23 protein-coding genes and 1 pseudogene are annotated in these 25,368 nt (G+C 53.7%); 16 read left to right on the top strand and 8 right to left on the bottom strand.

The annotated features are described in order from the left end of the window. Positions 1-326 precede the first annotated feature (326 nt). Entirely contained in the window at positions 327-1,961 is a 1,635-nt protein-coding gene (locus tag MUN86_RS05650) for a S8 family peptidase (RefSeq protein WP_245122782.1), read from the top strand. Positions 1,962-2,061: 100 nt separating this feature from the next. Here the strand turns inward: MUN86_RS05650 and MUN86_RS05645 are convergent, their stop codons facing one another. After that, entirely contained in the window at positions 2,062-2,460 is a 399-nt protein-coding gene (locus tag MUN86_RS05645) for a DUF805 domain-containing protein (RefSeq protein WP_245122780.1), read from the bottom strand. Positions 2,461-3,298: 838 nt separating this feature from the next. Between MUN86_RS05645 and MUN86_RS05640 the strand changes: the two genes are divergently transcribed. Together MUN86_RS05640 and MUN86_RS05635 are read left to right on the top strand one after the other, a co-directional pair. Next, positions 3,299-4,126, top strand: a complete 828-nt coding sequence (locus tag MUN86_RS05640; RefSeq protein ID WP_245122777.1) for an MOSC domain-containing protein — start codon at positions 3,299-3,301, stop codon at positions 4,124-4,126. A 95-nt stretch (positions 4,127-4,221) separates the two neighbouring features. Continuing rightward, positions 4,222-4,893, top strand: coding sequence for a DUF2461 domain-containing protein (locus MUN86_RS05635; protein WP_245122774.1), 672 nt, complete (start codon positions 4,222-4,224; stop codon positions 4,891-4,893). Positions 4,894-5,014: 121 nt separating this feature from the next. Here the strand turns inward: MUN86_RS05635 and MUN86_RS05630 are convergent, their stop codons facing one another. Next, complete coding sequence (locus MUN86_RS05630; protein WP_245122772.1) at positions 5,015-5,638, bottom strand: deoxynucleoside kinase; 624 nt, start codon at positions 5,636-5,638, stop codon at positions 5,015-5,017. A 152-nt stretch (positions 5,639-5,790) separates the two neighbouring features. On the opposite strand from MUN86_RS05630, the gene MUN86_RS05625 reads away from it, so the two are divergent. Further along, on the top strand, positions 5,791-6,279 hold the full coding sequence (locus MUN86_RS05625; protein WP_245122769.1) for a hypothetical protein: 489 nt from the start codon (positions 5,791-5,793) through the stop codon (positions 6,277-6,279). A gap of 27 nt (positions 6,280-6,306) precedes the next feature. On the opposite strand, the gene MUN86_RS05620 is transcribed toward MUN86_RS05625, so the two are convergent. Continuing rightward, on the bottom strand, positions 6,307-6,990 hold the full coding sequence (locus tag MUN86_RS05620) for a hypothetical protein (RefSeq protein WP_245122766.1): 684 nt from the start codon (positions 6,988-6,990) through the stop codon (positions 6,307-6,309). Between the two features lie 138 nt (positions 6,991-7,128). Between MUN86_RS05620 and MUN86_RS05615 the strand changes: the two genes are divergently transcribed. Both MUN86_RS05615 and MUN86_RS05610 read left to right on the top strand, forming a co-directional pair. Continuing rightward, positions 7,129-7,647 (top strand): GNAT family N-acetyltransferase, encoded by a 519-nt coding sequence (locus tag MUN86_RS05615; protein ID WP_245122763.1) that lies wholly within the window; start codon positions 7,129-7,131, stop codon positions 7,645-7,647. Between the two features lie 112 nt (positions 7,648-7,759). Beyond that, the gene (locus MUN86_RS05610; RefSeq protein ID WP_245122760.1) at positions 7,760-8,032 is read left to right on the top strand and encodes a CDGSH iron-sulfur domain-containing protein; all 273 of its coding nucleotides are present in this window, start codon (positions 7,760-7,762) and stop codon (positions 8,030-8,032) included. Positions 8,033-8,122: 90 nt separating this feature from the next. Here the strand turns inward: MUN86_RS05610 and MUN86_RS05605 are convergent, their stop codons facing one another. Beyond that, positions 8,123-8,383 carry an acyl-CoA-binding protein gene (locus tag MUN86_RS05605; protein WP_245122757.1) on the bottom strand — a complete coding sequence of 87 codons (261 nt, stop codon included), beginning with the start codon at positions 8,381-8,383 and terminating at the stop codon, positions 8,123-8,125. A 224-nt stretch (positions 8,384-8,607) separates the two neighbouring features. Here MUN86_RS05605 and MUN86_RS05600 point away from each other — a divergent pair, with 224 nt between their 5' ends. The 4 genes from MUN86_RS05600 to MUN86_RS05585 all read left to right on the top strand — a co-directional run bounded on the left by MUN86_RS05600 (position 8,608) and on the right by MUN86_RS05585 (position 12,692). After that, positions 8,608-9,897: a metal-dependent hydrolase family protein gene (locus MUN86_RS05600; protein ID WP_245122754.1), complete on the top strand. Its 1,290-nt coding sequence runs from the start codon at positions 8,608-8,610 to the stop codon at positions 9,895-9,897. A gap of 141 nt (positions 9,898-10,038) precedes the next feature. Beyond that, on the top strand, positions 10,039-10,710 hold the full coding sequence (locus tag MUN86_RS05595; protein ID WP_245122752.1) for a hypothetical protein: 672 nt from the start codon (positions 10,039-10,041) through the stop codon (positions 10,708-10,710). Between the two features lie 27 nt (positions 10,711-10,737). Continuing rightward, positions 10,738-12,054, top strand: coding sequence for an APC family permease (locus tag MUN86_RS05590; protein ID WP_245122749.1), 1,317 nt, complete (start codon positions 10,738-10,740; stop codon positions 12,052-12,054). Positions 12,055-12,158: 104 nt separating this feature from the next. Next, on the top strand, positions 12,159-12,692 hold the full coding sequence (locus MUN86_RS05585; protein ID WP_245122746.1) for a CinA family protein: 534 nt from the start codon (positions 12,159-12,161) through the stop codon (positions 12,690-12,692). 88 nt (positions 12,693-12,780) lie between these two features. On the opposite strand, the gene MUN86_RS05580 is transcribed toward MUN86_RS05585, so the two are convergent. Further along, positions 12,781-13,818: a hypothetical protein gene (locus MUN86_RS05580; protein WP_245122744.1), complete on the bottom strand. Its 1,038-nt coding sequence runs from the start codon at positions 13,816-13,818 to the stop codon at positions 12,781-12,783. Positions 13,819-14,058: 240 nt separating this feature from the next. On the opposite strand from MUN86_RS05580, the gene MUN86_RS05575 reads away from it, so the two are divergent. From MUN86_RS05575 to MUN86_RS05555, 6 genes are all read left to right on the top strand, one after another. Continuing rightward, positions 14,059-15,309: a zinc dependent phospholipase C family protein gene (locus MUN86_RS05575; RefSeq protein ID WP_245122741.1), complete on the top strand. Its 1,251-nt coding sequence runs from the start codon at positions 14,059-14,061 to the stop codon at positions 15,307-15,309. A 619-nt stretch (positions 15,310-15,928) separates the two neighbouring features. Further along, entirely contained in the window at positions 15,929-16,837 is a 909-nt protein-coding gene (locus MUN86_RS05570) for a WD40 repeat domain-containing protein (RefSeq protein ID WP_245122738.1), read from the top strand. A 14-nt stretch (positions 16,838-16,851) separates the two neighbouring features. Next, positions 16,852-19,956 carry a DUF8693 domain-containing protein gene (locus MUN86_RS05565; RefSeq protein WP_245122735.1) on the top strand — a complete coding sequence of 1,035 codons (3,105 nt, stop codon included), beginning with the start codon at positions 16,852-16,854 and terminating at the stop codon, positions 19,954-19,956. Positions 19,957-20,338: 382 nt separating this feature from the next. Further along, entirely contained in the window at positions 20,339-20,524 is a 186-nt protein-coding gene (locus MUN86_RS31115; protein WP_280640606.1) for a manganese catalase family protein, read from the top strand. Next, complete coding sequence (locus MUN86_RS05560) at positions 20,503-21,105, top strand: manganese catalase family protein (protein WP_280640605.1); 603 nt, start codon at positions 20,503-20,505, stop codon at positions 21,103-21,105. The genes MUN86_RS31115 and MUN86_RS05560 overlap by 22 nt, the downstream gene beginning before the upstream one ends. Before the next feature lie 284 nt (positions 21,106-21,389). Next, positions 21,390-22,142, top strand: coding sequence for a peptidylprolyl isomerase (locus MUN86_RS05555; RefSeq protein WP_245122732.1), 753 nt, complete (start codon positions 21,390-21,392; stop codon positions 22,140-22,142). A 46-nt stretch (positions 22,143-22,188) separates the two neighbouring features. Here the strand turns inward: MUN86_RS05555 and MUN86_RS05550 are convergent, their stop codons facing one another. The 3 genes and pseudogenes from MUN86_RS05550 to MUN86_RS05540 all read right to left on the bottom strand — a co-directional run. Next, positions 22,189-22,551 (bottom strand): hypothetical protein, encoded by a 363-nt coding sequence (locus tag MUN86_RS05550; protein ID WP_245122730.1) that lies wholly within the window; start codon positions 22,549-22,551, stop codon positions 22,189-22,191. Between the two features lie 353 nt (positions 22,552-22,904). Next, positions 22,905-23,558 (bottom strand): M13-type metalloendopeptidase, encoded by a 654-nt coding sequence (locus MUN86_RS05545; RefSeq protein WP_245122727.1) that lies wholly within the window; start codon positions 23,556-23,558, stop codon positions 22,905-22,907. A gap of 188 nt (positions 23,559-23,746) precedes the next feature. Continuing rightward, positions 23,747-25,021 (bottom strand): annotated as a pseudogene (locus MUN86_RS05540) (M13 family metallopeptidase); the annotation flags it as partial. Between the last annotated feature and the right edge of the window lie 347 nt (positions 25,022-25,368).

Genomic DNA, 25,368 nt, shown 5'->3' with positions numbered 1-25,368 from the left:
GATGATTCATGCTCCTACTTCATACATTCCAACATCACTTGAGCTAGCAAAACCCTATTTACTATTGGTTCAGTACTGCAAATCTAGAATAAAATTGGCTCGTGTATTATATTTCTATGAAATAGTTGAATTAAGCTAAAGTTAATATAGTACTATAACCACACGCACTACCTTGCCAGTTTTAGAGCTTTTTGTGTGTCCTACTCAATGCGGCGTGCATCTTTAGCGTAGAATTTGTTTCTCTGTTTTTAACTGCATTATTGAATTAAGCGGATCGGATTTTGTTATCGTCCGTATTTCCGCTTTCCCACTGCTTATCTTTTCTGATGTCCTTTTCTTTTTCTTCCCAGTTGTGGAGTCTTGGTCTGGCCTTGTTGCTACCCTTAGCAAGCGCAGCCCAAAACACGACACCGGCTGCTTTGCCAGCGGTTCCCATTCAACAATGGTTTCACCTCGACCCAACCACCGATAAGGTGATGGGCGTTAGTGCCAAGCGCACATACGAGGAATTGCTGAAAAACCGGACTTCCGCGCCCGTAGTGGTAGCCGTTATTGATGCCGGCATCGACACAGCGCACGCCGATCTGAAGCGAGTGCTGTGGACGAACCCGCGCGAAATAGCTGGCAACGGCCAAGACGACGACAAAAATGGCTACATCGATGACATTCGGGGTTGGAACTTCCTGGGTGGCAAAGACGGCCGCAATGTGGACGTGGAAACTTACGAGGACACTCGCCTGCTGGCTAAGCTAAAGCCGCTCTATGAAGGCAAGGTGCGCACGGCCGTTCCCGCAAATAAGCGCGCCGAGTTCGACTTGTACCAGAAAGTAAAGAAGAGCCAGGCCAGTAAAATAGCCGAAAACACCACCCAGTATCAGTCGCTTAGCGAAAACTACAAGCTGACTGAAGCCGGGGCCGAGAACTTGCGGCAGGCGTTGAATGTACCCCGCCTCGACACGGCCACCTTGCACCGCGCCAAGCCCACTGATCCGAATTTGCTGCGGGCGGCTCTTAGTCTCGATGCTAACTTGCGCTCGGCTGGTTATGCTGACCTCGAAACGGTGCTAAAGGATATGAAGGAAGGCATGGATCAGAGCAAGAACCTGCTCGATTTCAGCCTGAATCCGACCTACAACCCGCGGGCTACTATCATCGGCGACGATCCTGCCAATGTTACTGACCGCCTCTATGGTAACCGCGATACGCATGGCCCCGACCCTTCGCATGGCACCCACGTGGCCGGTATTATTGGCGCCGACCGCACTAACAACCTCGGTGTCCTAGGCATCGCCGACAACGTGCGTCTGATGGCCGTGCGGGCCGTGCCCAACGGCGACGAGCGCGACAAAGATGTAGCCAACGCCATTCGCTACGCCGTCGACAATGGAGCCAGCATCATCAATATGAGCTTCGGCAAGTACTATTCTCCTCAACGCGAGGCGGTAGAAGACGCTATTCAGTATGCCGAAAAGAAGGGAGTATTGCTCGTGCATTCGGCTGGCAACGAGAGCCAGGACATCGACACGGATGTAGAGTTTCCGTCGCCGGTTTATCTTAATGGCAAGCGCATCCCGAACATGATTACGGTGGGAGCCACTGCCCGTCTCAACGACAACCATATGGTGGCTGAGTTTTCCAACTACGGAAAGAAAAACGTCGACGTATTTGCTCCCGGCAACCAAATTTATTCCACGCTGCCCGGCCAGGAATACGGCAACAAAAGTGGCACCAGCATGGCCTCGCCCGTGGTAGTGGGTATTGCCGCCGTACTGAAATCATATTTCCCTAAGCTCACTGCTGAAGATATGAAGCGCATCATTCTGCAATCGGCAGTGGTGTACCATACCAAAGTGGTAAAACCAGGCACCAATAAAGAGATAGACTTCGCTGAATTGTCGAACACGGGAGGTTTAGTGAACCTTTACCAAGCCGTACAACTAGCCACCCGTCAGACTCCATAAACTAGCTGAAGTGACTAGCAACAAAAACCCCAATGCATCATATGGTGCATTGGGGTTTTTGTTGCTAGTCACTTCAGCCAAAGGCTAATTATATAATTTACTACAATCGGGTTCGGTTGGAAACGCTGAGGCGGAACCCACCCAAGGCAAACTGTGGAATACTTGGCCGCGGATAAGGCATTGGCATCATTCCCCAGCTGTTTTCGCCGGGTTTACTTGGCAACACTAAAAGCAGCAACAGAGAAGGCAGATTCAAAACTGGCACCACCAATGCAAGCGCGTACCAGCCGCTTAAGCCTATGTCATGGAGGCGAGGTACGGCCACCATAGCCGCTGAACCTGTGCAAACAACGATGAGTAAAGCCACTAGCCCAGTTTGCAGCCAGTTTGTGGCATCAACAGGAGGATGAACCAGTTCCAAAGGAATCAAAACCATTATCAGTTGAACCCCATATCCAAATCGACATAGCCTACCTTGAAGAAACGCTAACTGCTGCATAACTGGGATAATTTAGAAGTTTATCATTCGTGTTAATCAGAGGTAACAACTACTCCCAAAAGCTAAGCCAGTGCAACTGACTGTTTCTTTGAGAAGCTCAATATAGAAATTAACAATTCAATTACAATAGCACTTTTCAGGTTTGTCAATTTTAGTACGCCTACAGTTACTGCTTAAAAAAGTGCTGCAAAAGGCTTTAGCACTTGAATAAGCTTATTCTTTTCCTCTCAGTGTTGATACCACTAAAACAGCCGGCTTATGGTGTTATTTATAAAATTTACTGTTAATACCATATTCCTAAAAGGTTTTTGCCTAATAGTAGAGAGTTATAATGACCTTCTGTGCTTCAAAATTTGACGGTAATTGTATCATTACACCTCCTGCCGCTGTCCCGCTATAGTATCGAACAGGCTCTAACAGTGCTAATTAATCTCCTTGTCACCTACCTTCTATTTTTTAGCTTATTTCGTGACAAGCTAATTATAATTTCAAGTAAAATAGTTGAACACCTGCTATAAACTCGGCTCACATAGCCAGATAGTATATCTCATAATGAGACAACGAGGCCCTCTGATTCCGTATCTGAAGTCAACCTTTGCTAGCAAGAAGTGCAGAAGCTGTAAAAGTCGCCGAACGATCAAAGCAGATAACTGTGGGAGTTCAGATGTACTCAAGGCAATCTAGTGTACACAGTAGAAGACGACGTAAATAATATACCGTACCAAAGCAGTGGTGCCGGACATAGCAGGTAAAAAGGCTCTATGTGCGCTACTGAATTCTTAGTTAGCCAGCAGTGAACTGTGGCTGCTGAGCGCGTTGCGCCACTTACCTTAGCGGCATGATTGACTCGTTGATTTTACAAGACCTCTATATCTATCCTGTTAAGTCGCTGGGCGGCATTCGGCTTACTGAAGCAACTACTGAGCAACGTGGCCTACGGCACGACCGGCGCTGGCTGCTCGTAGATGAACGCAACCGGTTCATGACGCAACGGCAAACCCCAGCAATGGCATTGCTACGGGTGGCTCCGGCCTATAATGGTTTCCTGCTCACCCACGTTCAGCGCCCCGATTTACTGCCTCTCTACATCCCATTTGAAGCCACTCCAGAGCGTACCTTGTTCGTGACTATCTGGGATGATATGGTGTTCGGCTGGCGCGGCTCCCGCGAAGCCGACGAATGGTTGAGCGAAGCGTTAGGGCAAGTTTGCAAGCTGATTTACATGTCGGACATGGTGCGGCGCGATGTAGACCCAGATTGGAATCCAGAAGGGCAACTTGTAAGCTTCGCTGACGAGTACCCGTTCCTACTGATCGGCCAGAGCTCGCTCGACGACCTCAATACTCGCCTCGCTGATCCTGTGTCGATGAACCGTTTCCGGCCCAACCTCGTGTTCAGTGGCGGCACCGCTTTCAGTGAAGATACTTGGGGGCAATTTCGAATCGGGGACGTGACTTTCCAGGCCGTGCGGTCTTGCGCCCGATGTGTCATGACGACCGTAGATCAGCAAACTTCGTTACGCACCCCCACCGGCGAACCACTACGCACGCTGGCCACCTACCGCTCGATAGGCAAGAAAGTGATGTTTGGGCAAAACGTAACGAGCACCGAAAAAGGCTTGCTTCGGGTGGGTAGCGCAGTGGAAGTGCTTAGCCTGAAGCCGTGAGTTGGTAAAACAGTGAAGCTGGCGGTTTATATGTTTCAACCGTAAGCGTTGCACATACTGACTTCGCAACCCTTTAATCACCGCTTTTCTATTTCATGGACCGCACTTTTCTGCTCGACTTTTTGCGCAACCTAGCGGCAAACAACCACAAGGTGTGGATGGACGAAAATCGGGCAGCTTATCATCAGGCCCGGGCTATTTATGCGGCGCTGGTGCAGGAAGTGCTAACCGGACTGCAAGAATTCGAGCCGGATCTGCGCGCCCTCACCCCCACCGATGTAATGTTCCGCATCAACAAAAATGACCGTTCGCAACGCGACCCGGAGCCTTACAAGCGGCGCATGGGAGCGGGTATGAAACGTGGTGGCCGCCATGCTCCCTGGGCCGGATACTTTCTGGCCGTGCAACCCGAAGGCCATACGTGGATGGGCGCCGGTGTCTGGAAGCCCGATACAGTTGCCTTAACTCGCATACGCCAAGAAATTCACTACAACGGTGCCGAGTTTCGGATGCTCCGCGAAGCTCCGGAGCTTCTGCACTATTTCCCGGCGGGTCTGCAAGGCGAACGGCTCCAGCGCCCACCCCGCGGCTACGATCAGCAGACGCCCGACCTAGAATGGCTGCGCCTGAAGGAATTTAGAGTTTCGCAAACTTTCCCTGACAGTGAAGTGCTGCGTCCAGATTTTGCGGCTCGCGTGGTAGCTGGCTTACGCACCACGCAGCCACTTGTGCAGTTTCTTAATCAGGCCATGAGTGCCGAAAGTTGAGTGGTTTAGCTCAACTTTCAGTAAGTGAGCCCACAGAACCATGCTTCGACTAGCTCAGCATGATTCTGTGGGCTCAGAATTTTATTGCGTGTTATTGCGCGGCTACAAAATCGATTACAGGTTAGAACAGGCCGAAAAGGGTGCTATTAATTCGCTCGATAATGACGCCTAGATCTTCTGGATTCTGAACATAGTCGAGGTGGTTGACATCGACGATGAGCAATTTGCCGTGTTTGTAGTTAGCAATCCACTGCTCGTAGTGTCCGTTCAGGTTTTTGAGGTAGTCGATCTTGATGTTGTTTTCGTAGTCTCGGTTGCGCTTCTGAATCTGATGAATGAGCCGGGGCAAGTCGGCGCGCAAATACAACAGCAAATCCGGTGGGCGCACCAAGTCGATCATCGACTCGAATAAGCTGAGGTAGTTCTGGTAGTCACGCTCGGTCATCAACCGCGAATCGTGTAGGTTGGCGGCGAAGATGTGCGCGTCTTCGTAGATAGTGCGGTCCTGAATAACTCCTTTACCAGCGGCTTGCAGTTCCTTGATGCGCTGCGTCTGCTTGAAACGACTGTTAAGGAAATATACCTGCAAATGGAAGGCCCAACGGGGCATGTCGTCGTAGAAATCCTTGAGGTAAGGATTATGGTCGACGTCTTCCAGAAATACTTCCCAGTTGAAATGGTGGGCCAGCTTATTGGCCAACGTAGTTTTGCCGGCTCCAATGTTGCCGACGATGGCAATGTGCATACAAGTGAAAAAAGAATGCGGGCCCGGCCGCCGTGGCCTAGCCTAAACAACAAAAGTACAGAATCCGCCTTCTCGACGCGTCCCTCTTTTTTTCTAGACTACTTTCTTTGGTTTTGGTATATTAAGAGAGTGGTTAAGAATCTGTGCTGCCGATGTCTGCTCCCTCGTTTCCCGCCCGTCCCGAAGTAGCGCTTGCCCAACCCTCGTTTCCAGGTCCTGATGCGCAGGATTTGGGGCTGGTGCTTGATGCGCACGGTGTCCCGCTGCTTCAACAATTCTATTTCCCTGCCGAGCAGTTGCTTTACGTGCAGTGGTTTGGCGACCTCACGGCCGAGTCGGTCGTGACGGGAGCCCAAGCTGTACTCCTGACCCAAGAGCAGTTGCGGTTTCCTTTAATACTCAACAACAAGCATGGCTCCACAGGCGACTGGAGCGAGGCCATGGAGTGGTTGGAATTTGAGTGGCTGCCGCAGGCCTACGAGTTGGGGCTACGAGCTTTTGCTTATGTTTTTGCCCCAGACCTAAACAATCAGCTGGCCTCGCTGGACTTTGTAGCCCGCTCTAGCCAGCTGTTGTCTATCCGGGTTTTCTGTGATGCCGACGCTGCACGAGCTTGGCTGCAAACCCATCGGGTGCAGTAAAGGTCATTGCAAGCTCAGGCGCGGCCTTTATTTGTCTATCACTTCTTTGGCATCCCGCGCGGCCTCCAGAGTACGGAACTCCCCCTGCCAAGAACGAATCCGGACCCGGTCTTCTAGTGGTAGCTGTTCGCGCACTTGCGCATACCGCGCATTCAAATTGGATAACACCACGCCAGCCTTGCTCCAATCAGCAGCGGTCCATTGACGGCGCTGCTCCCGGGTGGAACCAATAAAGCGGGCATAGAGGTCGGGCAGCTCGGTGGCGCGGGCGCTGCTCAGTACCACTTTCTCACCGAGCAAACGGTCTTGGGTTTGCTGTGCCGTTTCGGGGCGGCGCGCTTTTGCATCCAGGCTATCTTGCTTGGCGGCCCAGTCTTCGTAGCGCTTTTTCTGGTCGCCGTATTCGCGCTTGCCTTGCGCCGACAAACTATCTACGCTCCGGTCAATACGCTTGCTCTGGCGGTCGAATTCGGCGCTTATGCGCGGCATTTCGCGGCGGACACTTACTTCGGCACGGTTCAACTTATCACTTACCCAATCGCTGAAAACGCGCACATCCTTTTCTACACCGGACACGGTTTGAGAAGTTGACGTTTGCGTAGTCGTTTTCTGCGTGGCAGGCTTTTGCGTGGTCGTTTGCTGTGCCTGGGTGGTAGAAGCCAGAGCAAGCGTGGCTAACAGGAGCGACAAGGGAAAAGCGAAACGTTTCATAGGGGACAGGTAAGGGAATTGACCTATTAACGGTCGAGAACAGGTAGGGTATACATCTGCCTGGCAATTTCCGGCCCAAAACGGTGAAATCAGTCCTCAAGTTCGGTTCTTACCTGTAAAATGCCGTTTTTGCAGCCTATGTCTGCTTTTGCTCCTGCTACTATTACTATTCGGCCCGCCGCTCTGGCCGATATTCCCACCATCATCGAGTTGGCTGAAGCCACCTGGGAACCTACGTACCGCTTTATCATCTCCAAAGAGCAAATCGACTACATGTACCGCGTCATCTACACGCCAGCCTCGCTGCAGCGCCAGATGACCAACGATGAGCACACGTTTCTGCTGCTGTACACCAACGACCAGCCCGCTGGTTTTGCCTCGTTTTCGCGCTTGCCTTTGGGAACCAGTGTTTTCAAGCTGCACAAAATCTATGTACTTCCCTCCCATCAAGGTCAGGGTTTAGGCCAGCATCTGGTGGCCGCCGTAGAAGAAGCCAGCCGCTCAGCTGGAGCCCAGGCCCTGGAGCTCAACGTAAACCGCAATAACCCAGCGCTGGCTTTCTACGAACACCAAGGATTCAGTCGGCACCGGCAAGAAGACATTCCCATCGGGCCGTTTTGGATGAACGACTACATCATGCGTAAAGAACTACGCTAATGGTAGTGCTATAAGGTTGATGCGCAAGCCGCGTCATCAGGTCGGGCGCATTGCCAAAGCATTACTTTCTCATCGCCCCTTTCACAATTTCACCACTTCACCATCTCACCACATGGCTACCAAACTCACTGTCCTTAGCAATGGCTCCCTCCGCGTAGAGGGCACCGATATTGAACTTGTTGATGCTCAAGGACAGCCTTACGGCTTAGGCGGCCGCGAAAAAATCAGTATCTGCCGCTGTGGTCTTTCCAATCAGAAACCCTTCTGCGACGGGTCGCACAAAGGGCACTTCGAGCACGCTGCTATTGCCTTCGATTTGCCGGCTCCTAAGCCCGCTACGCCGCCCGTAGTTCCATCTACCTCGGGCACTCCGCCGTTGAGCTAACCTCGTAGCTACTTCACAAACAAGCCCCTGCTACCATGTGGTAGCAGGGGCTTGTTGCGTTTACAGGAAAACGGCGAGCTAGACGCTGGCTTAGGCTTGCTGAAACAAGGAATTCACTAGGTCCACGTATTCTTGGCGGGCTTCATCGGCGCTTTTGCCTTTGAGGCTGCTCCAGGCATCGTATTTGGCAATGGCTTTGAAGTCGAAGCCGCCGGGCCGGTCGCCGGTAACATCGCCTTCGGAAGCTTGCTTGTAGAGAGAATAAAGCTGAAGTAGTACGGTATTAGAAGGTTTGCTAGGCAATTCTTTGCTGCGGGTGGCGGCGGCTTCGAATTCTTCGGGGGTGGCCATAAAATGGGGTAGTAAGTGAATTAATGGGCCGGAAGGTACGGAAGACGGTCATAATTTATGCTGCAAGCAGCCTATTTTTTGGCATCTGCAGGTGTCATGAGATTACCCTGCACTGTAAGTTTCACTAGCCTACGGTAGCCGGCTTCCGGTGAGAAAGCATCATGTAGCTGAAAACCCCTTACTTAGGCGTGCACTGCTCTTTTGTGTTCAACCAAACTTTCTTTATGCTCCGAAAAACACTTATACTCTCTGCTTTAGTCCTCGCTTTGTATGTGCCTACAGCGCAAGCCCAGAAAACCTACTTGCAGTGCGGCCGCCTGCTGGACATGCGCCAGGAGCGCGTCCAAACCGAAGCCACGATAGTTGTGGAAAATGGCCGCGTGGTGGCCGTACAGAAAGGGTACCAGAGCGGTGGCCCCACCGATAAAGTCATCGACCTGAAGAACCGTACAGTGCTGCCTGGCCTTATCGACTGCCATGTGCATTTGGAAGACGAGACCAGCAAAGACGGTTTTCTCAAGGAACTCACGCAGAACCCGGCCGATGTGGCATTCAACAGCCTCACCTACGCCCGCAAAACGTTACTGGCCGGCTTCACAACGGTGCGCGACTTGGGCGGCTCAGGTGTGAACGTGGCGTTGCGCAATGCCATCAATCGGGGGCAGGTAACGGGTCCGCGCATTTTCACGGTAGGCAAGGCCATATCGGGCACGGGTGGCCACATGGACCCGACCAACGGCTACCGCCTCAACCTAATGGGTACTCCTGGCCCCGCTGAGGGGGTAATCAACGGTCCTGATCAGGGCCGCCAAGCTGTGCGCGAGCAATACAAGCGCGGCGCCGACTTAATCAAGATTGCCAGCACGGGCGGCGTGTTGAGCGTGGCCAAAGACGGTTCGGCACCCCAGATGACCGAGGCCGAGATACGAGCCATAGTAGAAACCGCGCACGACCTAGGGTTACGTGTGGCGTGTCACGCCCACGGCGCTGAGGGAATGAAGCGCGCCGTGCGGGCAGGCGTCAACAGCATCGAGCACGGCACCCTGATGGACGACGAAACCATGCGGCTAATGGTGAAAAACGGCACATGGTACGTGCCCACTATCACGGCTGGCAAGTCCGTAGCCGATTCAGCCAAGATTCCGAACTATTATCCGCCCCTGGTTACGCCCAAGGCTTTGGCCATTGGGCCGAAGTTGCAGGGCACATTTGGGCGGGCGTATAAGGCTAAGGTGAAAATAGCCTTCGGGACGGATGCGGCCGTGTTTCGACACGGGGCCAATGCGTTGGAGTTTCAGTACATGGTGGAAGCGGGCATGCCAGCCTACGAGGCGTTACGCAGCGCCACCGTATCGGCCGCCGAGCTACTCGACCAAACCGCCAACCTTGGCACGCTGGAGCCCGGCAAGTTTGCCGACGTAGTAGCCGTGGAAGGCGACCCAACCCAGGACATCAAGGTGATGCAACAAGTACGCTTTGTGATGAAACAGGGCATGGTTTACCGGCAAGAGTAAACGCAATGGCGGGCTGCGCGTGGCTTATTTGTTGTTAGCAGAAAATTTCTGTTTAGCTATACAACAAAATGGTAAGGGCTGCCCTCCTTATGCCACTTGCCTCCTGCCATTCGTCGTTACTCTCTTCCTCAAGCTCTACCCGTGAAAATTTTTACTACTCTTTCCACGCTATGCATTATAGCTGCTGGCACGCCTGCCCTGGCACAAACTGAACTGAACACACGGCCTCCGGCAGGCAACATGCCGGCTCCCGTGCCGGGCGCGCGTTCTACCATGCCCATCGCCCGGCCCTCCGACTTAAGTACTTACCGCACGTCCACATTGGGTATAGACCTCGGTTGGGGTGGGCCCTATGGCGGCTTAGGCGTCAGCTATGCCCATTTAGTGGGGCCTTCCACTGATGTAAACGTGGGATTGGGAGTTGGGCTTGGCGGTAAAATTGGGGTTGGGGTACGGCATTTTTTAAGTTCGCACAGGCCTCTTTCTCCTTATCTTGGGCTCAACCTAGCTCGCTCAGGCAGGGTCGACGATTTCAGCATCACGTTAAATGAGGGTACCGCTTCAGAGGAGAAGGCAACTGTGCAGTTAGCCTCTAGTGCCCTGTTGCACTTGCGCTCTGGTTTGCGGTGGCAGCCGGGCCGCGTCGGGCTTATCGGGACTTTAGGCTATGGCGTACGGCTCTCCAGTGATCCAGTAACCTATTTCACTTCCACTGGGCAACCACCGTCCCCGCAGATGCGTGACATGGTAAATATTTTTAGTCCCGGGGGCTTAGAGTTATCCATTGGCATGAGTATCGGTCTAGGTCGATAATCATCACTTCTTTATCCTGCTCATCTGTTGACAGTTCCTACTACCAACCAATCCTCTCGTTTGCTGCGCCTGCTAGGCATGGGCTTTGGGTTAGCTGTGGTAGTGGGCGGCACTACTGGTACGGGCGTGCTTCGCTCGCCCCGCGAAGTAGCCGAGGCTGTAGGTTCGCCAAACGGGGTGCTACTAGTGTGGTTGGCGGGCGGATTTTACGCGCTGTTAGGCGCTAATTCCATTGCCGAACTCGGGGCTATGCTGCCTCAGGCGGGAGGCTGGTATGGCTACGCGCACCGCGCTTTCGGCGAGTTTGTAGCGGTGGTGGTAGGCTGGGGCGACTGGGTGAGCAGTTGCGTAACCGGTGCCCTAGTCGCTCTTATGATGGCCACGTATGCAGCCGAGCTCTTTCCGCCACTAGCCGGCCACGAACGCACCGTGGCGGCGGCGGCCGTAGGTGGACTGGGGCTTATTCAATGGCGCGGCTTGCGCGAAGCCAGCCGTGCCCAAGAGCTGACGGCCTTGCTCATGGCGCTAGCGTTGGCAGTATTGCTGACAGGCAGTTGGTGGCTGCCAGCTGCCCCAGTTTTAAGCAACAGCAGTTTGGTAAAGTCCGGCACGTTGGCCGTGGTCGTGGCGTTTCAGGCGGTCATCTTTGCTTACGATGGCTGGTACGCCGCTATTTATTTTGCCGAGGAAGACCACGACCCCGCCCGCGCTGTACCGCGCTCCATGCTAGGAGGTGTGGCCCTCGTCATTCTCACTTATGCTTTGCTCAATGCGGCACTCTTGCACGCACTACCGTTCAGCGAGTTGGTTGGCACTGAACTACCACTGGCAGAAGTAGCCGACCGACTACTAGGTACCTGGGGACGCCGCGCCATGCTGGCTGTGGCCGTGTTGGGCCATTTGGGCGTGCTCAACTCGGTGCTACTGATGGCGACCCGGGTACTGTTTGCCTTGAGCCGTGATGGACACCTCCCTCGCCCGTTAGCCCAGGTGCACGAGCGAGGCACGCCGCGCCCGGCGTTGCTGGTAGCTACCGGCCTTACGTTACTACTAATGGCAACGGGCAGTGCCGAGCAGTTGCTGGCCGTCACGAGTATCTTGTTTGTGAGCTATTACGCTGTAGGGTTTGGCGCTGTGCTTTGGCTACGCCGCACGGCGCCCGAGTTGCCCCGCCCCTACCGCGCCTGGGGTTATCCTTACACAACTGGCCTAGCACTACTGATTTCCGTTGGCTTCCTGATAAGCAATGCCGTGGCGGAACCTGGCAATACCTTGCTGGCCGCCGGGCTAATCGTTGGCAGCTATCCGCTGTACAAATTTTCGACGCGCAGAAACAGCAGCTAGCGTGTTGCTCCAGAGGCGTTTCTGCACATAACTCAGTAACTCGACTATAACTATTGCGCAGCAGCTTCGCGTAAAGAGAGGACTTATTGTTTCCCTCCCTCCCTATGAAGCCATCAAACCTCAATGCCCTTCTCAAGAAATTTTTGCAGTACAAGCTTACCGTGGCTTTCGCCGAAAGCTGCACGGCCGGTTTGTTAGCTTCTGAATTTGTGAAAGGAGAAGCAAGTAGTGAAGTACTACTTGGTTCCGTCGTAACGTATCATCCGGTGGCCAAGCAGCGCCTGCTAGGCGTGAAGAAAGAGACGCTGGCCATGTACACGGCCGAGAGCCAACAAGTCACCAACGAAATGGCCATGGGCTTGCACAAGCACTTGCCTACTGCTGATATCTGTGTTGCCGTTACGGGTTTGTGCGGGGCCGGCGCGTCCGAATCCGACGAGAAGCCGGTAGGCACCATGTACTTCACTATTCTGCATGAGAACCGCGCAAAAGAACTGCGGCAAGAGTTTGAAGGCAACTGCGACAAAGTGCGTCAACTGGCCGTAGACTTTATTTTAGAGCACCTCGGTGAGCTACTTGACCACTACGCCGAGCAGCATGCTAACGACGCCATTGTCACGAAAATAGAGCAAAGCTAACAACCGAGCAGCAGGTGAAAAGGCAGCCTAAGGCTCGCAATTAGCACAAGTTGAAGCCAAATCACTTTTTCACCTGCTACTGCTTCATTTATTCCAACTTGTTGGGTAGGTCCAGCATCAGCTTCAGGTTTTGGCGCACGATGTCGCCCATATTGCGGCAGCGGTTGAAGGCGGTAGTTTGATGGTGCAGGTTTAGCTCACTTTTGAGTTGCGCTACTTTTTCGGGCGGCGCTAACTCTTCGCGGCGCATACAGTCCATGAGTTCCTTGAGGCGGTAGCGCTCTAGGCGGACCCGGCGTAGCATCACCACCCGTTCCTCGGTCTGATACTGGCGAATGGCTTCGGCCTTGAGGAAACGGCTGCACATCTGAATCACGGCCAAATTATCCTTGAAATACTGGGGCAAGTACATAGTCTTGCGGCCTTCGTAGCTCTGCTGGTCGAAGTCGATAGCCCGGACGCGGTACTGCTCGGCTTCCAGGTCGGGCGTCACCACAATTACGTAGTTGTAAGAGCGCATATCGCCGAGTAGCCGGGCAAAGCACCGCTCATTAAATTTCACAAACTCTTTGGCAATCCGCACTTGATTAAATGGCATCTGCGGCATGCGAGTCCGAATAAAATCGTCGCCGGGAATACCGGCTATATGTTCTTCCACCAGCGTATCACCGCTCACGAGGTAGCTTAGGCGGTTTGGCGACAAGAGGTGCTCTAGCTCCAGACCGTACACGCGAGAGGCATCCGCAGTTTTCACGTAGAAATAGTCGTAGTTGTCGTTGAGCCGATTGATGATGCGCACCCGAAATGGTCTGGAGTTGCCGAAGCGGCAATAGTCGATGCGGTCGGCCAGTAGGTGGTCGGTAAACGACAAATCCCCATCGGTTTTGAGCAAGGCGTACACTTGGGCTAGGCCCTCACTGAGTTCACGCAGGGTTTGCGGCTCGTAGAAAACTGTTTCCCAAAGCGTGTCGTTGCCATACCGGTCGACCAATGGATACGCCCCACTGAAGTGCGTAAGGTCCCGGTAGCTGACGGGTAGCAGGGTCTCCCGGTCGTAGTGGTGCAAATACTCGCGAAGCGCTGGTTTAACTGGATAGTTGACCTTCTTTTTCGAGATGAGCGCCATGGGAATAAGCAAGGGGATGACGGGTAATAAACAGAGCGGCAGCAGGCACGTAAGACGAGCGGCGAGCTGCACGTATCGAAGCGTAATGGGTTCAGCAAACAAGCCGGATGCTTGCTTCAACTAGCAAGATGTCCGGCTTTTTCCTGATTTCATACTGGGCTTATCTCCTAATAACCCAACACCTTACTCATCTATTCAACTTAACTTTACGGGTCTATTTACGGGTACAGCTGCTACACCATGAAAAAACCGTTTATTCTTCTGCTTTGCTTGGCTTTGCTGGTGCCAGTTACGTCGCCAGGCTGGGGCTTTTTTGCGCATCGTACCATTGCGCAGCTGTCGGTGTACGCGCTGCCTTCTAGCTTGCAGCCGTTTTACTTCCGGCACATGAAGGAAATCGTGAAGCTCTCTACGGCTCCCGATGAGCGGCGCGACTCCGACCCCAAAGAAGCCACCAAGCACTTCATCGACATGGACCACTACGGCGACGACCCGTTTGGCCTCATGCCCAAAGCCTGGGACAAAGCCGAAGCCAAATACACCGCCGACACGCTCCATAAGTATGGCACGGTGCCGTGGCAAATTATGGAAACCAAAGACGACCTCACGGCCGCCTTCAAAGCCCGCGACACGGCCGCCATCGTCCGCCTTTCCGCCGACTTGTGCCACTATGTAGCCGATGCTTTCGTGCCGTTGCATACCACCGTCAACTACGACGGGCAGCTTAGCAACCAAAACGGTTTGCACTCTCTCTGGGAATCCAAGCTGCCCGAGCGCCACATTGCCGAGTACAAGCTCGACAACGAGTCGGCGAAGTACGTGAAAGATCCACTGACCGATATCTGGCAAGTGATTCAGAGTTCGTACGGCTTCCTGGGGGCTACTTTCGATATGGAAGAGAAGGTAACGCGCAACTTCACCCCCGAAACGAAATATGTGTACTCGCACAAGTATGGCAAAACGCGCCGCTCTTATTCCGATGCCTTTGCCGATGCTTACCACAAAGAAGTAGGTGGCCAGGTGGCTTGGCGCATCAAGCTAGCCCCTACGTTTGTGTCGTCGCTGTGGCTGACGGCGTGGCGCGATGGTGGCAGCCCTAACTTGTCGGAATTGCTGGCTAAAAAGCAGTCCAAGGAAGAGAAAGAAATTTTGGACAAGCAGTTAAAAGTGTGGAAAGACAACGAGCTAGTGCCTCAGCAGATGCTCATTGCCCTAGAGAAACAACAAGCATCCGTGCAGGCCGACCAAATTAATTCGGCGGTGGACATGACCGCGCCTGTACTAGAAACTGCCACTCCCGCTGAAGCTACGCCGGCGGCATCGGCTAAGGCGGGTTCTCCTATACCAGGAGCCCCAGCACCAGCAGGTGCCGAAAAGGTGAAGGTGAAAACCAAAAACGCCGAAGGCAGCACCAAGCAAAAAGAGAAAAAGAAGAAAGACACCAAAAAGACCGATGATGGCTGGAGCACCCCAGCCGGCTCGGGTTGGTAAAGGATTTTATCAGTAGAAAAAAGGCGCCCTCCGGTTATCGGAGGGCGCCTTTTTTATTTTCTGCAACAGACAAAATCAGATACAAAACGACCCAGTTCTCTAATATTCAGAAACTCAAATAAACATCGCAAATTAGATGTATATTCTACTACTATAGACTGGTACTGATCAAGAAGTCTATTGGCATGTGATGATGAATTCCGCAGACGTTGGTAGCCTTCCGCAATCTTTGCACATGCTGTTCCGCAAGCTTGCTGATGATTAGATGATTAGCAACTTACAGCGCCTGCCGTTAAGACAGCATGAAGCATACTTCATTGTATACGTCCGCTCCATAAAAGAGCGTCAGACTACGCGCAATAGCGTCTTTTTCCACATCCTTCTTGTGTAGGCTATGGTACACCTTTCCTCTACTTCTGTTGGCCGGTGGCTACTTGCTCTGGTTTTATCGGTAGCCACGCTGGCTGCTTCTGCTCAAAATTGGCAGGGGAGCATACTACCTAAGAGCTCATCTGCGGGAGTTGGTCGCTCGCAACGACCTTACCCAACGGCTGTTACCTTTCGTACCGTTGCTACTGGAAGAACTTCGTCAACCAAAGAAGCACAATCCCAGTCCCTGTTGCGACCCACTGGGGCTGGCGACGAAAGCTGGCAGAGCGGCTTTGGCGAACCGGGGATTGATGGCACTGTCAACGCCATAGTGGCAAGTCCCGATGGCAATGTCTACGCTGGTGGCGCCTTCAATTCTGCGGGCGCAGTTGCAGCCAACCGTGTAGCCCGTTGGGACGGGGCAGCATGGTTTTCCTTGGGCCAAGGTATCAGCGGTGTTGTTTATGCATTGGCCATAGCACCCAACGGCAATTTGTACGTGGGCGGAGAGTTTCCGGCAGGCGTAGCCGGGGTACCAGGCACCCAGAACCTAGCGCGTTGGGACGGTACCACTTGGTCGGCGGTGGGTGGTGGCCTTGATGCTAGCGTTAGGGCGTTGACTGTGACCCCAAACGGCGACGTGTATGCGGGCGGCTCGTTTGCTACGGCCGGAGGGGTAGCTGCGGCCCGAATTGCGCGCTGGGACGGCACCACTTGGACCGCACTCGGCAGCGGTGCTAATGGGAACGTAACGGCTCTGACATCATCGGCCAACGGCGACGTATATGCCGGTGGCAGCTTCCGCATAATAGATGGCCAACCTGTAGTAACTGGGGTTGCCCGCTGGAACGGCACGACTTGGACGCCTTTGGAAAGCAATGGTGCATCTTTTGGCTCTGTGACTACGCTGGTGCTGGGGCCCAATGGCGACCTGTACGCTGGAGGCTTTATTCGAATAGACTCCAGTGAAAGTGTGGCCCGATGGAACGGAACTTCCTGGTCGGGGTTAGGCGGTGGTCTTACTCTAGGGCAAGTTTACGGACTAGCATTCGGGCCCAATGGCGTGTTGTACGCAGCAGGCAATTTTGGCAGAACTCCCCCTCTTCAGTTCCAGCACGAGGGTTTGCTAGCTGGAACGGCACCTCCTGGTCGAACTTAGGCGGTGGGCTTACTTTGAGCAACTTCGGCACTCCGAATGCTATTGCCGTTGGGCCGAGCGGCACCGTATACGCAGGTGGCAATTTCACTTCGTTTGAAAGCGGGCTAGTTACCAATCGGGTAGCACAGTTAAACAACGGTGTTTGGGCGCCCATGGGCCGGGGCTTGAATGCAACTGTTCAGGCCTTAGCAGTTGCACCCGATGGCAATGTATACGCGGGCGGTTTGTTTTACCTGAACAATGGCAACCCTATTACTTTGCATGTTGGCCTCCTAACTTCTACCAGATGGCAAACCGTAGGAGGCCCATCAACTGCCGCTGGTTTCAGCGGTATCGTTTCTGCCTTAGCCGTTGCACCGGACAACACCTTGTATGCAGGTGGCAATTTTTTTTCTGTCAACAACCAGAGCACGGGCGGAGGCATTGCGCGCTGGAATAATGGCAGTTGGCAAGGCCTAGGAAGCACACTCGGTGGTGCCGTATACGCCATAGCCTTCGCCCCGAATGGCGACTTGTATGTAGGTGGCACTTTCAGTACTGGGAGTGGCAAAACCCTCAACAACGTAGCGCGCTGGGACGGCACCACTTGGCAGCCGCTTGGCAATGGCATCATTGCGAGAAAAGTACTAGCCTTGGCTTTCATGCCCAATGGTGATTTATATGCCGGCGGTGACTTCGATACCGATAACGGCGCAGTAGCCAATGGCGTGGCCCGCTGGGATGGCAACGCCTGGTCGGCGGTGGGCAGTAGCGGCACCAACAATGTGGTGCGGGCATTAGCCGTCGCGCCCAACGGCGACTTATACGTGGGAGGCGATTTTACCACAGTGGATAGCCTAACTACCAATAGGATAGCGCGTTGGAACGGCTCTACTTGGTCTGCCTTAGGTAATGGATTGGCCGGTGGCTCCGTATCTGCGCTAGCAGCAACCCCTGAGGGGCAATTGTATGTCGGCGGCAGTTTTACTGGTGCGCTAAACGGCCCGCCCAGAACAGCCAACATTGCCCGTTGGGATGGTACCAGTTGGTACTCTTTAGGAACTGGCCTCAACGGCGAAGTACTAGCTCTAGTCTCAGGCCGCAACAACGACCTATTCGCCGGGGGCAATTTTACTGCCGTGGGTGATGGAAGCAAAAGAAGCGCCCGAATCGGCCGCTACTTCACAAACGGGGCTCCTACCAACCTTACAGTTAGTAGCATTCAAGCCATTCCAGCCGGCAATTACAACAACATCACCATCACGGGCCCTAATACAGGCGGGCCGGGAGTGGGCACACTCAGCGGCAATATCTCAGTGAACGGAGCCATACAGGTGCAAGCCGGGGGCGTACTCGATGACGGTTGCTTTACTATTGATGGCCTCGGTACGTTCAGGCTGGATGTTGGCGCTACGTTGCGTATTTGCGCTCCGCAAGGCATAGCAGTAAGCGGGACCTCAGGAGCTGTGCAGGTCGCAGGCACTCGGTTCTTTAGCTCCGATGCTTCTTATGAGTTTGTGGGGGCTACACCCCAGACAGTAGGCCTGGGCCTGCCCCTTACGGTGCGCAATCTTACTATCAGCAATACGGCTGGCGTAAGGCTTATGCAGCCAATCAGTATCAGGCAGGTGCTTACGCTGGCTGGTAGCGGCAACCTAACCCTCAGCGACGGCACCTTAACGCTATTGTCGGATACTACCGGCACGGCCCTGGTGGTGAATCAAGGCACAGGCGTGGTTGTCGGAACAGCCGCGGTGCAGCGCTACATCCACCGAGCCGTAAATGCTGGCCTTGGCTACCGGTACTACTCGGCCCCCGTAAGCAATTCCACTGTGAGCGACCTCGCCACCTTTACGTTTGTACCGGAAGTTAATGCAGCCTACAACACTTCCGTCGATCCGCGTATAGTCTCCCCATTCCCGACGGTGTTCGGCTACGATGAAACTCGCACCACAACGTCGCCGGCCGTTGGGTATAGCCCGTTCGACCGGGGCTGGTTTTCACCCGCAAGCCTGAGTGACTCACTGGAGCAAGGTCGCGGCTACAGCGTAAACATTCCGGCCACTGAAACAGTGAGTTTTGTAGGTACGCTTGGCAACGGCACCGTCACGAAAAACAACTTACTGCGCACCGGCACCGATGGGGGCTGGCACTTACTCGGCAACCCTTACCCTGCCCCACTGGATTGGAGTACCGTAGAGGCCTCTAATCGTCCTGGTCTGGACGGAGCCATGTATGTTTTTGAAAGCACCGATCAATACGCAGGTCAGTACCGAGCGTATACCAATGGCATCGGCAATCCGTTAGTAGCCAGCAGCCAAGGCTTCTTTGTGCATACCAGCGCCGTAGATGTACCGGGTTCGCTCACACTCACCAATGCCAACCGCGTAACCAGCTTTGCCACCCAGGCTAATTTTCAGCGCCATGCAGTTGATGAGCGTCCGCAATTAGAACTACAGCTACAAGGCAGCGCAGCGCAGGACGCCACGAACCTTTATTTACAAGGGGGCGCTACGGCCGGCTTTGATCCGACTTATGATGCGGTTAAGCTGCGCAACCCGTCCGGCCTCTCCCTGTATTCACTCACTACCGCCGGCACGTCTACCACAGAATTAGCTATCAACGGCTTACCGGCGCTAACGGCAAACACAGTAGTACCGCTGGGTCTCGCGCTTCCGCAGGCCGGTTCCTACTCACTCACGGCCAGCCAGCTCACCAATTTTGGGGGCAGTCGGGTGTATCTTTTCGATGCTGCTACCGGCCAGCAACTCTTGCTGGCACCGCAGGTGCGTTATCCTTTCACAGCCGCTAGCACCAGCATAACGGGGCGCTTCAGTTTGCGTCTGGAGCCAGCACAGCCTATGGCCACATCCGCAGCTCTCGCAGCAACTCAGGTGGGCTTGTATCCGAATCCGGCCCGGAACACCGTTACCCTCGCGCTGCCCGCATCATCCGCCGCCCGGACAATCCAGGTACTACTTTATAACGCGCTCGGGCAGCAAGTCCGGCAAACCAAGTTGCTGCTTTCTGCTACCAGCACTCAAGGCCTGATTGATATAGTGGGTCTGCGCGCTGGAGTCTATTCGCTGCAGGTCCAGACGGGCAAGGCTGTGGTCACGAAGCGTCTGATTATTGAATGATACATGCACAAACCATTGCTTTCAATACCAGAGCTACAGTTGTAGACTGAATAGCCGAGTGTTTTTCACCTGACACTGTATAAAATTCCTCCCTTCCCTATGCTTGTGGCACCAATAAAGCTGCTCGGTATGCGAAGGGCCACAAAAGTCTATTATCGGGATAACAAAGGTTCAACAAGCTAAATAGTACTGGTTTGACTTGTTGTTTATCCATGAATAGCCTGTTCGAAGTTCGACAGCCGGCCAACAAAACTCGCAGTCCATGAGCTACTAAGCCTGTAAGCTCAACATAACGGCAACAAAACTGCTCCGTAGACCCTGATAACCTTGTCTGTAGAATGCCGACTCGGCGACACGACCTTTCACCTCTAAATTCTGAGCTATGATCTTGCGTTATGACCGGCTGGCCGTTGAGCTGCCAAAACCCAAAAACCCTTCGCCCAATGACGCGGCGGCCATTCAGGAACTGCTCGGAGGCAAATATGGGGAGATGTCAACGCTGATGAACTACACGTTCCAGTCGTTCAACTTCCGGGGCGTAATCGGTTGCGGCCGTTCTATGACCTAACCTGCAGCATTGCGGCCGAGGAATACAGCCACATCGAGGCAGTATCTTACGCTATCAACCTGCTGCTGACGGGCCAGACAGTACGAGGCAAGAACCCAGTGCCAGCTCCACTGGCCGACGCCAAAGATGCTCGCAACAGCTACCACTTCCTGAGCAGCGCTCAAGCAGCCTTACCCGTCGACTCGATGGGCAACCCCTGGACGGGCCATAATGTGCACGCTAGTGGCAACCTGAAACTAGATTTGCTGCACAACTTCTTCTTGGAGTGCGGTGCCCGGGCCAACAAGATGCGTGTATACGAAATGGTAGCCGATCCTTGCGCTCGTACCATGGTAGGCTATCTGTTGGTGCGTGGCGGCTTGCACGTAGTGGCGTACGCCAAAGCACTGGAGCACCTAACTGGCGTGGAAGTAACCAAATTGGTACCCGTACCAGACCTAAGCAACGACAAATTCCCGGAGGCCAAAAAGCTACAGGATCAGCAAAAGCTGCACCTCAAGCTTTACACCTTCAGCCCCGATGACTACAAGCAAGCCGGTATCATCTGGAACGGTACCCACCCGAGGATGGCCAGCCGCTAGAAGTAATCCAAGGTGGTTTCGAAGGTGTGCCTTATCCAGTACTCGAGGAAGAGCCCCAGCTTAACTCGCCTGGTGCCGATGACTATGATCCACAGATGTTTGCTGACATCGCCAAAAAGCTTGGCATAAAGCTCTAAGCTTGCTACTGTATCGGTTGCGGGAGCAGGCTAGCTTGCTCAAGCTGCCCACAGATTGCAGCTGATTGTTATGTTTGAGGTGGCTACCGAAAGGTAGCCACCTCATTTGCGTTTCGGCCCGCGTACTTCCTACCTATTTGCTTGCCTATGTCTGCTCCTACCGCACGCCTTGCCATTTCGTTTTCTTTGCTGCTGCTCGCTTCAGCATGCAACCGTCAGCAGCCGGTCGAGGAAACAACTGCTCCACGGCCTTCAGCAGAGCGGCAAGTGCCCGGTCCGGCCCTCACGGCCATTGCCGATAGCAACGCCGCCGCTCTTCTCCTACCTTACGGCAAGCAGTATCCGGCCTCGGAAGTGATAGTGCACACGCGCCTCGGCGACATCCGGGTGAAGCTTTACGACGACACCCCGATTCACAAAGCCAACTTTTTGCTATTGTCCCGCAAGGGTGTATTCGATGAAACCGTGTTCAACCGGGTTGTAAAGGATTTTGCGGTACAAGGCGGTGCCTCCGACCATCGCACCATTCGTTTGGCCCGCTACCGTCTCCCTCCCGAAATTCGGCCGCAACACTTCCACAAGCGCGGTGCCCTCGGCATGGCCCGCTACGACGACGACCAAAACCCCGGTCAACTCTCTTCTAACACTGATTTTTACTTTGTGCAAGGTCAGAAAATGACGCCTGCTCAAAGCCAAGCTATGGCTGGCCGGCAACTAACGCCCGCCCAACAAAAAGCCTATGCTACCGTCGGTGGCGTTCCGTCCTTGGACGGTAGATATACAGTGTTCGGTGAAGTAATAGAAGGCCTCGACGTAGTCGATAAAATAGCCAACGAGCCCGTAGACCCTTACAAGTGGCCGGTTAAAGATGTTGGCATCAAGATAGAAGTGGTAAAGTAACGCGGCATTACTTTACCACTTCTTAGCCTACTCGTGCGAGCCAGTGCTAAGGGCGCCGGACTTGTATAAGCCGACTTTTTGTTACGTCGCCGGGCTGCTCTTTTAGTAATTCCGCCAAATCGGCGCGGGAGTAGCCAATGCTGTTGGCTGAAGGCTCGAAGGCCAACTGGCGCAAGTTGGCATCGGTCGAAGGAGAATCTTTGCGGGCTGGGTGCAGGTAGGCGCTGTCGGGCGTGACGCGGTAAAGGTGGTAGAAGAAGTAGCGCGTATCAGTGGTGCCTTGTGGTTGAAACTGCACTACGTACACGTCTCCAACTTTAGGATTGGCTACTTGCTCTTGCACCGAATCTGAGCAAGCGCAAGCCAGCAACAATGGTAAATAAGCAAGCTGGCGAAAAGTCTTTTGCATAACGCAAGATAAATGAGTTGCTGGTTATGCGTTGCCAATCGTGTATAAGGACATCATGGGGCCGACACCGAAAAGTCTCGCGTGCTGACCTTGCAACACACCAGACCATTCTGCTCAGCAGAGCGGAAGCATCTTGCTAGTGTAGCAATCTCTAACGCCTGCAACGATTCGCGCGAGATGCTTCGACAAGCTCTGCGTGACTGGTATAGTTTGGCGACTTGGCGACGTCAGCTTGCGAGATGCTTCGCAAGCTTAGCAGAACAGTCTATCGAAACTTTGCAGCTAGAAGCAAAAAAAAAACGGCTCACAAATGCGAGCCGCCTTTCCAACAATCAAATCGTTGTAAGCAATGCTTACCAAATCTTAGCGCGCTCAGTTTGGGCGCGTACCATTTTTGCATCTTCTTTGCAGCCAAAGGCTTCGTAGAACTGCGGCATATTCATGAGTGGGCCGTTGGTACGGAACTGCGCTGGTGAGTGCGGGTCGGTTTGCACCTGCTGACGCACATATTCCGGCCGGGCGTTCGTGCGCCACACTTGTGCCCACGATAGGAAGAAGCGTTGCTCGGGAGTCAGGCCATCGTACTTTGGGCGCGGACCATTGCCGTACTGCTTGGTGAGCTGCTTTTGCAGCGCCGAGTAGGCAATGTTGAGGCCACCAAGGTCAGCAAGGTTTTCCCCCATCGTCAATTTGCCGTTTACATATACGGAATCCAACGGTTGGAAAGCCGAGTATTGCTTGCCCACCATGTCGGCGCGCTGCGTGAATTTGTCGGCGTCTTCCTTGGTCCACCAGTCTTTCAGGTTGCCTTCGGCGTCGTATTGACGGCCTTGGTCGTCGAAACCGTGAGTGATTTCGTGGCCAATAACGGCGCCCATACCACCGTAGTTAACCGCGTCGTCGGCTTTAGGATCGAAGAAGGGGGCTGCATGATGCCGGCCGGGAACACAATTTCGTTCATCGGCGGGTTGTAGTAAGCATTCACTGTGGGCGGTGTCATGCCCCACTCTGTGCGGTCGATTGGTTTGCCAAGCTTGCTGGCGTTATCCATAGAAGCCCATCTGCGAGCAGCCAGCACATTTTTCAGGTACGACTCACGCGAGATAGTCAGCGCCGAATAGTCTTTCCACTTGTCGGGGTAACCAATCTTCACGGTGAAGGCATTCAGTTTTTTCAGAGCTTCCTGCTTGGTGGTTTCGCTCATCCAGTCCACCTGCCGAATGTGGTCGGCCATGGCTTCGCGGATGTTGCTTACCATTTCCAGTGCCTTAGCCTTGGTTTCGGGGGTAAATGCCTTGTCAACGTAGAGCTGTCCGAACGCTTCGCCAAGCGCACCATCGGTAGCACGGTTCATGCGTTTCCAGCGGGGCTGTTGCTGCTTGGCGCCGCTCAAAACCTGCGAAAAGCGGAAGGCCTCATCACCATACGCCTTGGGTAACGCCGACGTCAGCGACGAAACCATATGCCAGCGCATGTAGGTTTTCAAGTCAGCTAAAGGCTCCTGCTTCAGCATGGCGCTTTCCTCTTTGAAGAAAGCTGGCTGCCCTACTATAACTTCTTTGGCTGCGCCCAGCTTCATAGCGGGTAGCGCCGTGGACAAGGCTAAGTTCGGGAACTGCTGATTGAAGGCAGTTACCGTCATCTTGTTGTAGTTGGCATACGGGTCGCGCAGGTCTACGCGGCTCTTACTGGCTTTGGCTAACCGAGTTTCCAACCGCATCACCGTAGCCGCATTTTTGGCGGCGGTAGCAGGGTTGTCGCCTAGCATCTTGAACGTATTGGTTAGATACGTTTTGTAGGCAGTCTGAATTGATTTGGAGCGGGCGTCCGTCTTGAGGTAGTAGTCGCGGTCGGGCAGCGAAAGGCCGCCTTGGTAGAGCTGCACAGCATATTGCGTGCTGTTCTTCTCGTCTTGGCCTACGCCCATATTGAAGAAGGCCCCAGTACCCGATAGTTGCTGACGCACAATTTCCGCTTGTACGCCTTTCAGGTCTTTGATGCCCTGAATGCGCGCTAGCTCAGGCTGCAGATACTTTAAACCAGCCTTTTCAATGGCCACTGTATCCATCGCAGAAGCGTAGAAGTCGCCTACTTTCTGGGCATTGCTGCCTTTGGCCGCAGTGGTGTTAGCAGCGGCTTCCTGCAGAATCTGCCGCATTACGGCGTTGTTCTTGTCGGAAAGCTCGTTGAAAGAGCCCCAGCGTACTTCGGCTGCCGGAATCGGATTGTTTTTGTACCAGTTGCCGGAAGCGTACTGATTGAAATCTTGGCAAGCAGAAACAGAAGGGTCAATGTTGGCGAGATTCAGCCCTACGCCCTTGACATCGGCTGGCTCGGTGGGAGCAACGTCTGCCCCTTTAGGAATTGATAGATCTGGCTTAATAGTGGTGGCAGCCGGGCGGGATTTGGGGCCACCAGTAGAGCAAGCCGCCAGCGTTAGACCCGTGAGAGCCACGGCTGCTAGCGTCATGCTGTTGCGTTTTTTCATGGGAATAGAATTGGTGTGTTCTTTAGGTCTGAAATGCAGTGTGGAGCTCTAACGAAGGCACTGCAATTTGCTTGTCTAGGCTATAGACAAGAATTTTCAGCACTCAAGCCTGGTGGCTACACATAAAGGACAAGTAAACTCAACCAAAGGTTGCTTTAACTTAAGCTCTACCCCTGATTTCTGCCCAATTTATACCAAGCATAATACAATACCAACTATCATAACCATCCCATTTAAAGAAGAATCACTATCAACAAGCTAAAGTGCTAGTAGCTAAATAACTAGGTTTTGTATAAAATTCTAGAATCCGTAAAAATGTAGTAAAGCTT

It is taken from the genome of Hymenobacter volaticus, from assembly GCF_022921055.1.
GTDB classification, from domain to species: domain Bacteria; phylum Bacteroidota; class Bacteroidia; order Cytophagales; family Hymenobacteraceae; genus Hymenobacter; species Hymenobacter volaticus.
The sequence above is the reverse complement of the archived record's forward strand: the minus strand, read 5'-3'. Positions and strand labels throughout refer to the sequence as shown.

Excerpts from the sequence above, each read along its gene's own strand:
- MUN86_RS05650 (WP_245122782.1), top strand. The coding sequence starts at position 327 with ATGTCCTTTTCTTTTTCTTCCCAGTTGTGGAGTCTTGGTCTGGCCTTG.
- MUN86_RS05630 (WP_245122772.1), bottom strand. The coding sequence starts at position 5,638 with ATGCACATTGCCATCGTCGGCAACATTGGAGCCGGCAAAACTACGTTG.
- MUN86_RS05615 (WP_245122763.1), top strand. The coding sequence starts at position 7,129 with ATGTCTGCTTTTGCTCCTGCTACTATTACTATTCGGCCCGCCGCTCTG.
- MUN86_RS31115 (WP_280640606.1), top strand. The coding sequence starts at position 20,339 with ATGATCTTGCGTTATGACCGGCTGGCCGTTGAGCTGCCAAAACCCAAA.
- MUN86_RS05600 (WP_245122754.1), top strand. The coding sequence starts at position 8,608 with ATGCTCCGAAAAACACTTATACTCTCTGCTTTAGTCCTCGCTTTGTAT.
- MUN86_RS05635 (WP_245122774.1), top strand. The coding sequence starts at position 4,222 with ATGGACCGCACTTTTCTGCTCGACTTTTTGCGCAACCTAGCGGCAAAC.
- MUN86_RS05620 (WP_245122766.1), bottom strand. The coding sequence starts at position 6,990 with ATGAAACGTTTCGCTTTTCCCTTGTCGCTCCTGTTAGCCACGCTTGCT.
- MUN86_RS05625 (WP_245122769.1), top strand. The coding sequence starts at position 5,791 with ATGTCTGCTCCCTCGTTTCCCGCCCGTCCCGAAGTAGCGCTTGCCCAA.
- MUN86_RS05605 (WP_245122757.1), bottom strand. The coding sequence starts at position 8,383 with ATGGCCACCCCCGAAGAATTCGAAGCCGCCGCCACCCGCAGCAAAGAA.
- MUN86_RS05555 (WP_245122732.1), top strand. The coding sequence starts at position 21,390 with ATGTCTGCTCCTACCGCACGCCTTGCCATTTCGTTTTCTTTGCTGCTG.
- MUN86_RS05580 (WP_245122744.1), bottom strand. The coding sequence starts at position 13,818 with ATGGCGCTCATCTCGAAAAAGAAGGTCAACTATCCAGTTAAACCAGCG.
- MUN86_RS05575 (WP_245122741.1), top strand. The coding sequence starts at position 14,059 with ATGAAAAAACCGTTTATTCTTCTGCTTTGCTTGGCTTTGCTGGTGCCA.
- MUN86_RS05610 (WP_245122760.1), top strand. The coding sequence starts at position 7,760 with ATGGCTACCAAACTCACTGTCCTTAGCAATGGCTCCCTCCGCGTAGAG.
- MUN86_RS05640 (WP_245122777.1), top strand. The coding sequence starts at position 3,299 with ATGATTGACTCGTTGATTTTACAAGACCTCTATATCTATCCTGTTAAG.
- MUN86_RS05585 (WP_245122746.1), top strand. The coding sequence starts at position 12,159 with ATGAAGCCATCAAACCTCAATGCCCTTCTCAAGAAATTTTTGCAGTAC.
- MUN86_RS05645 (WP_245122780.1), bottom strand. The coding sequence starts at position 2,460 with ATGCAGCAGTTAGCGTTTCTTCAAGGTAGGCTATGTCGATTTGGATAT.
- MUN86_RS05550 (WP_245122730.1), bottom strand. The coding sequence starts at position 22,551 with ATGCAAAAGACTTTTCGCCAGCTTGCTTATTTACCATTGTTGCTGGCT.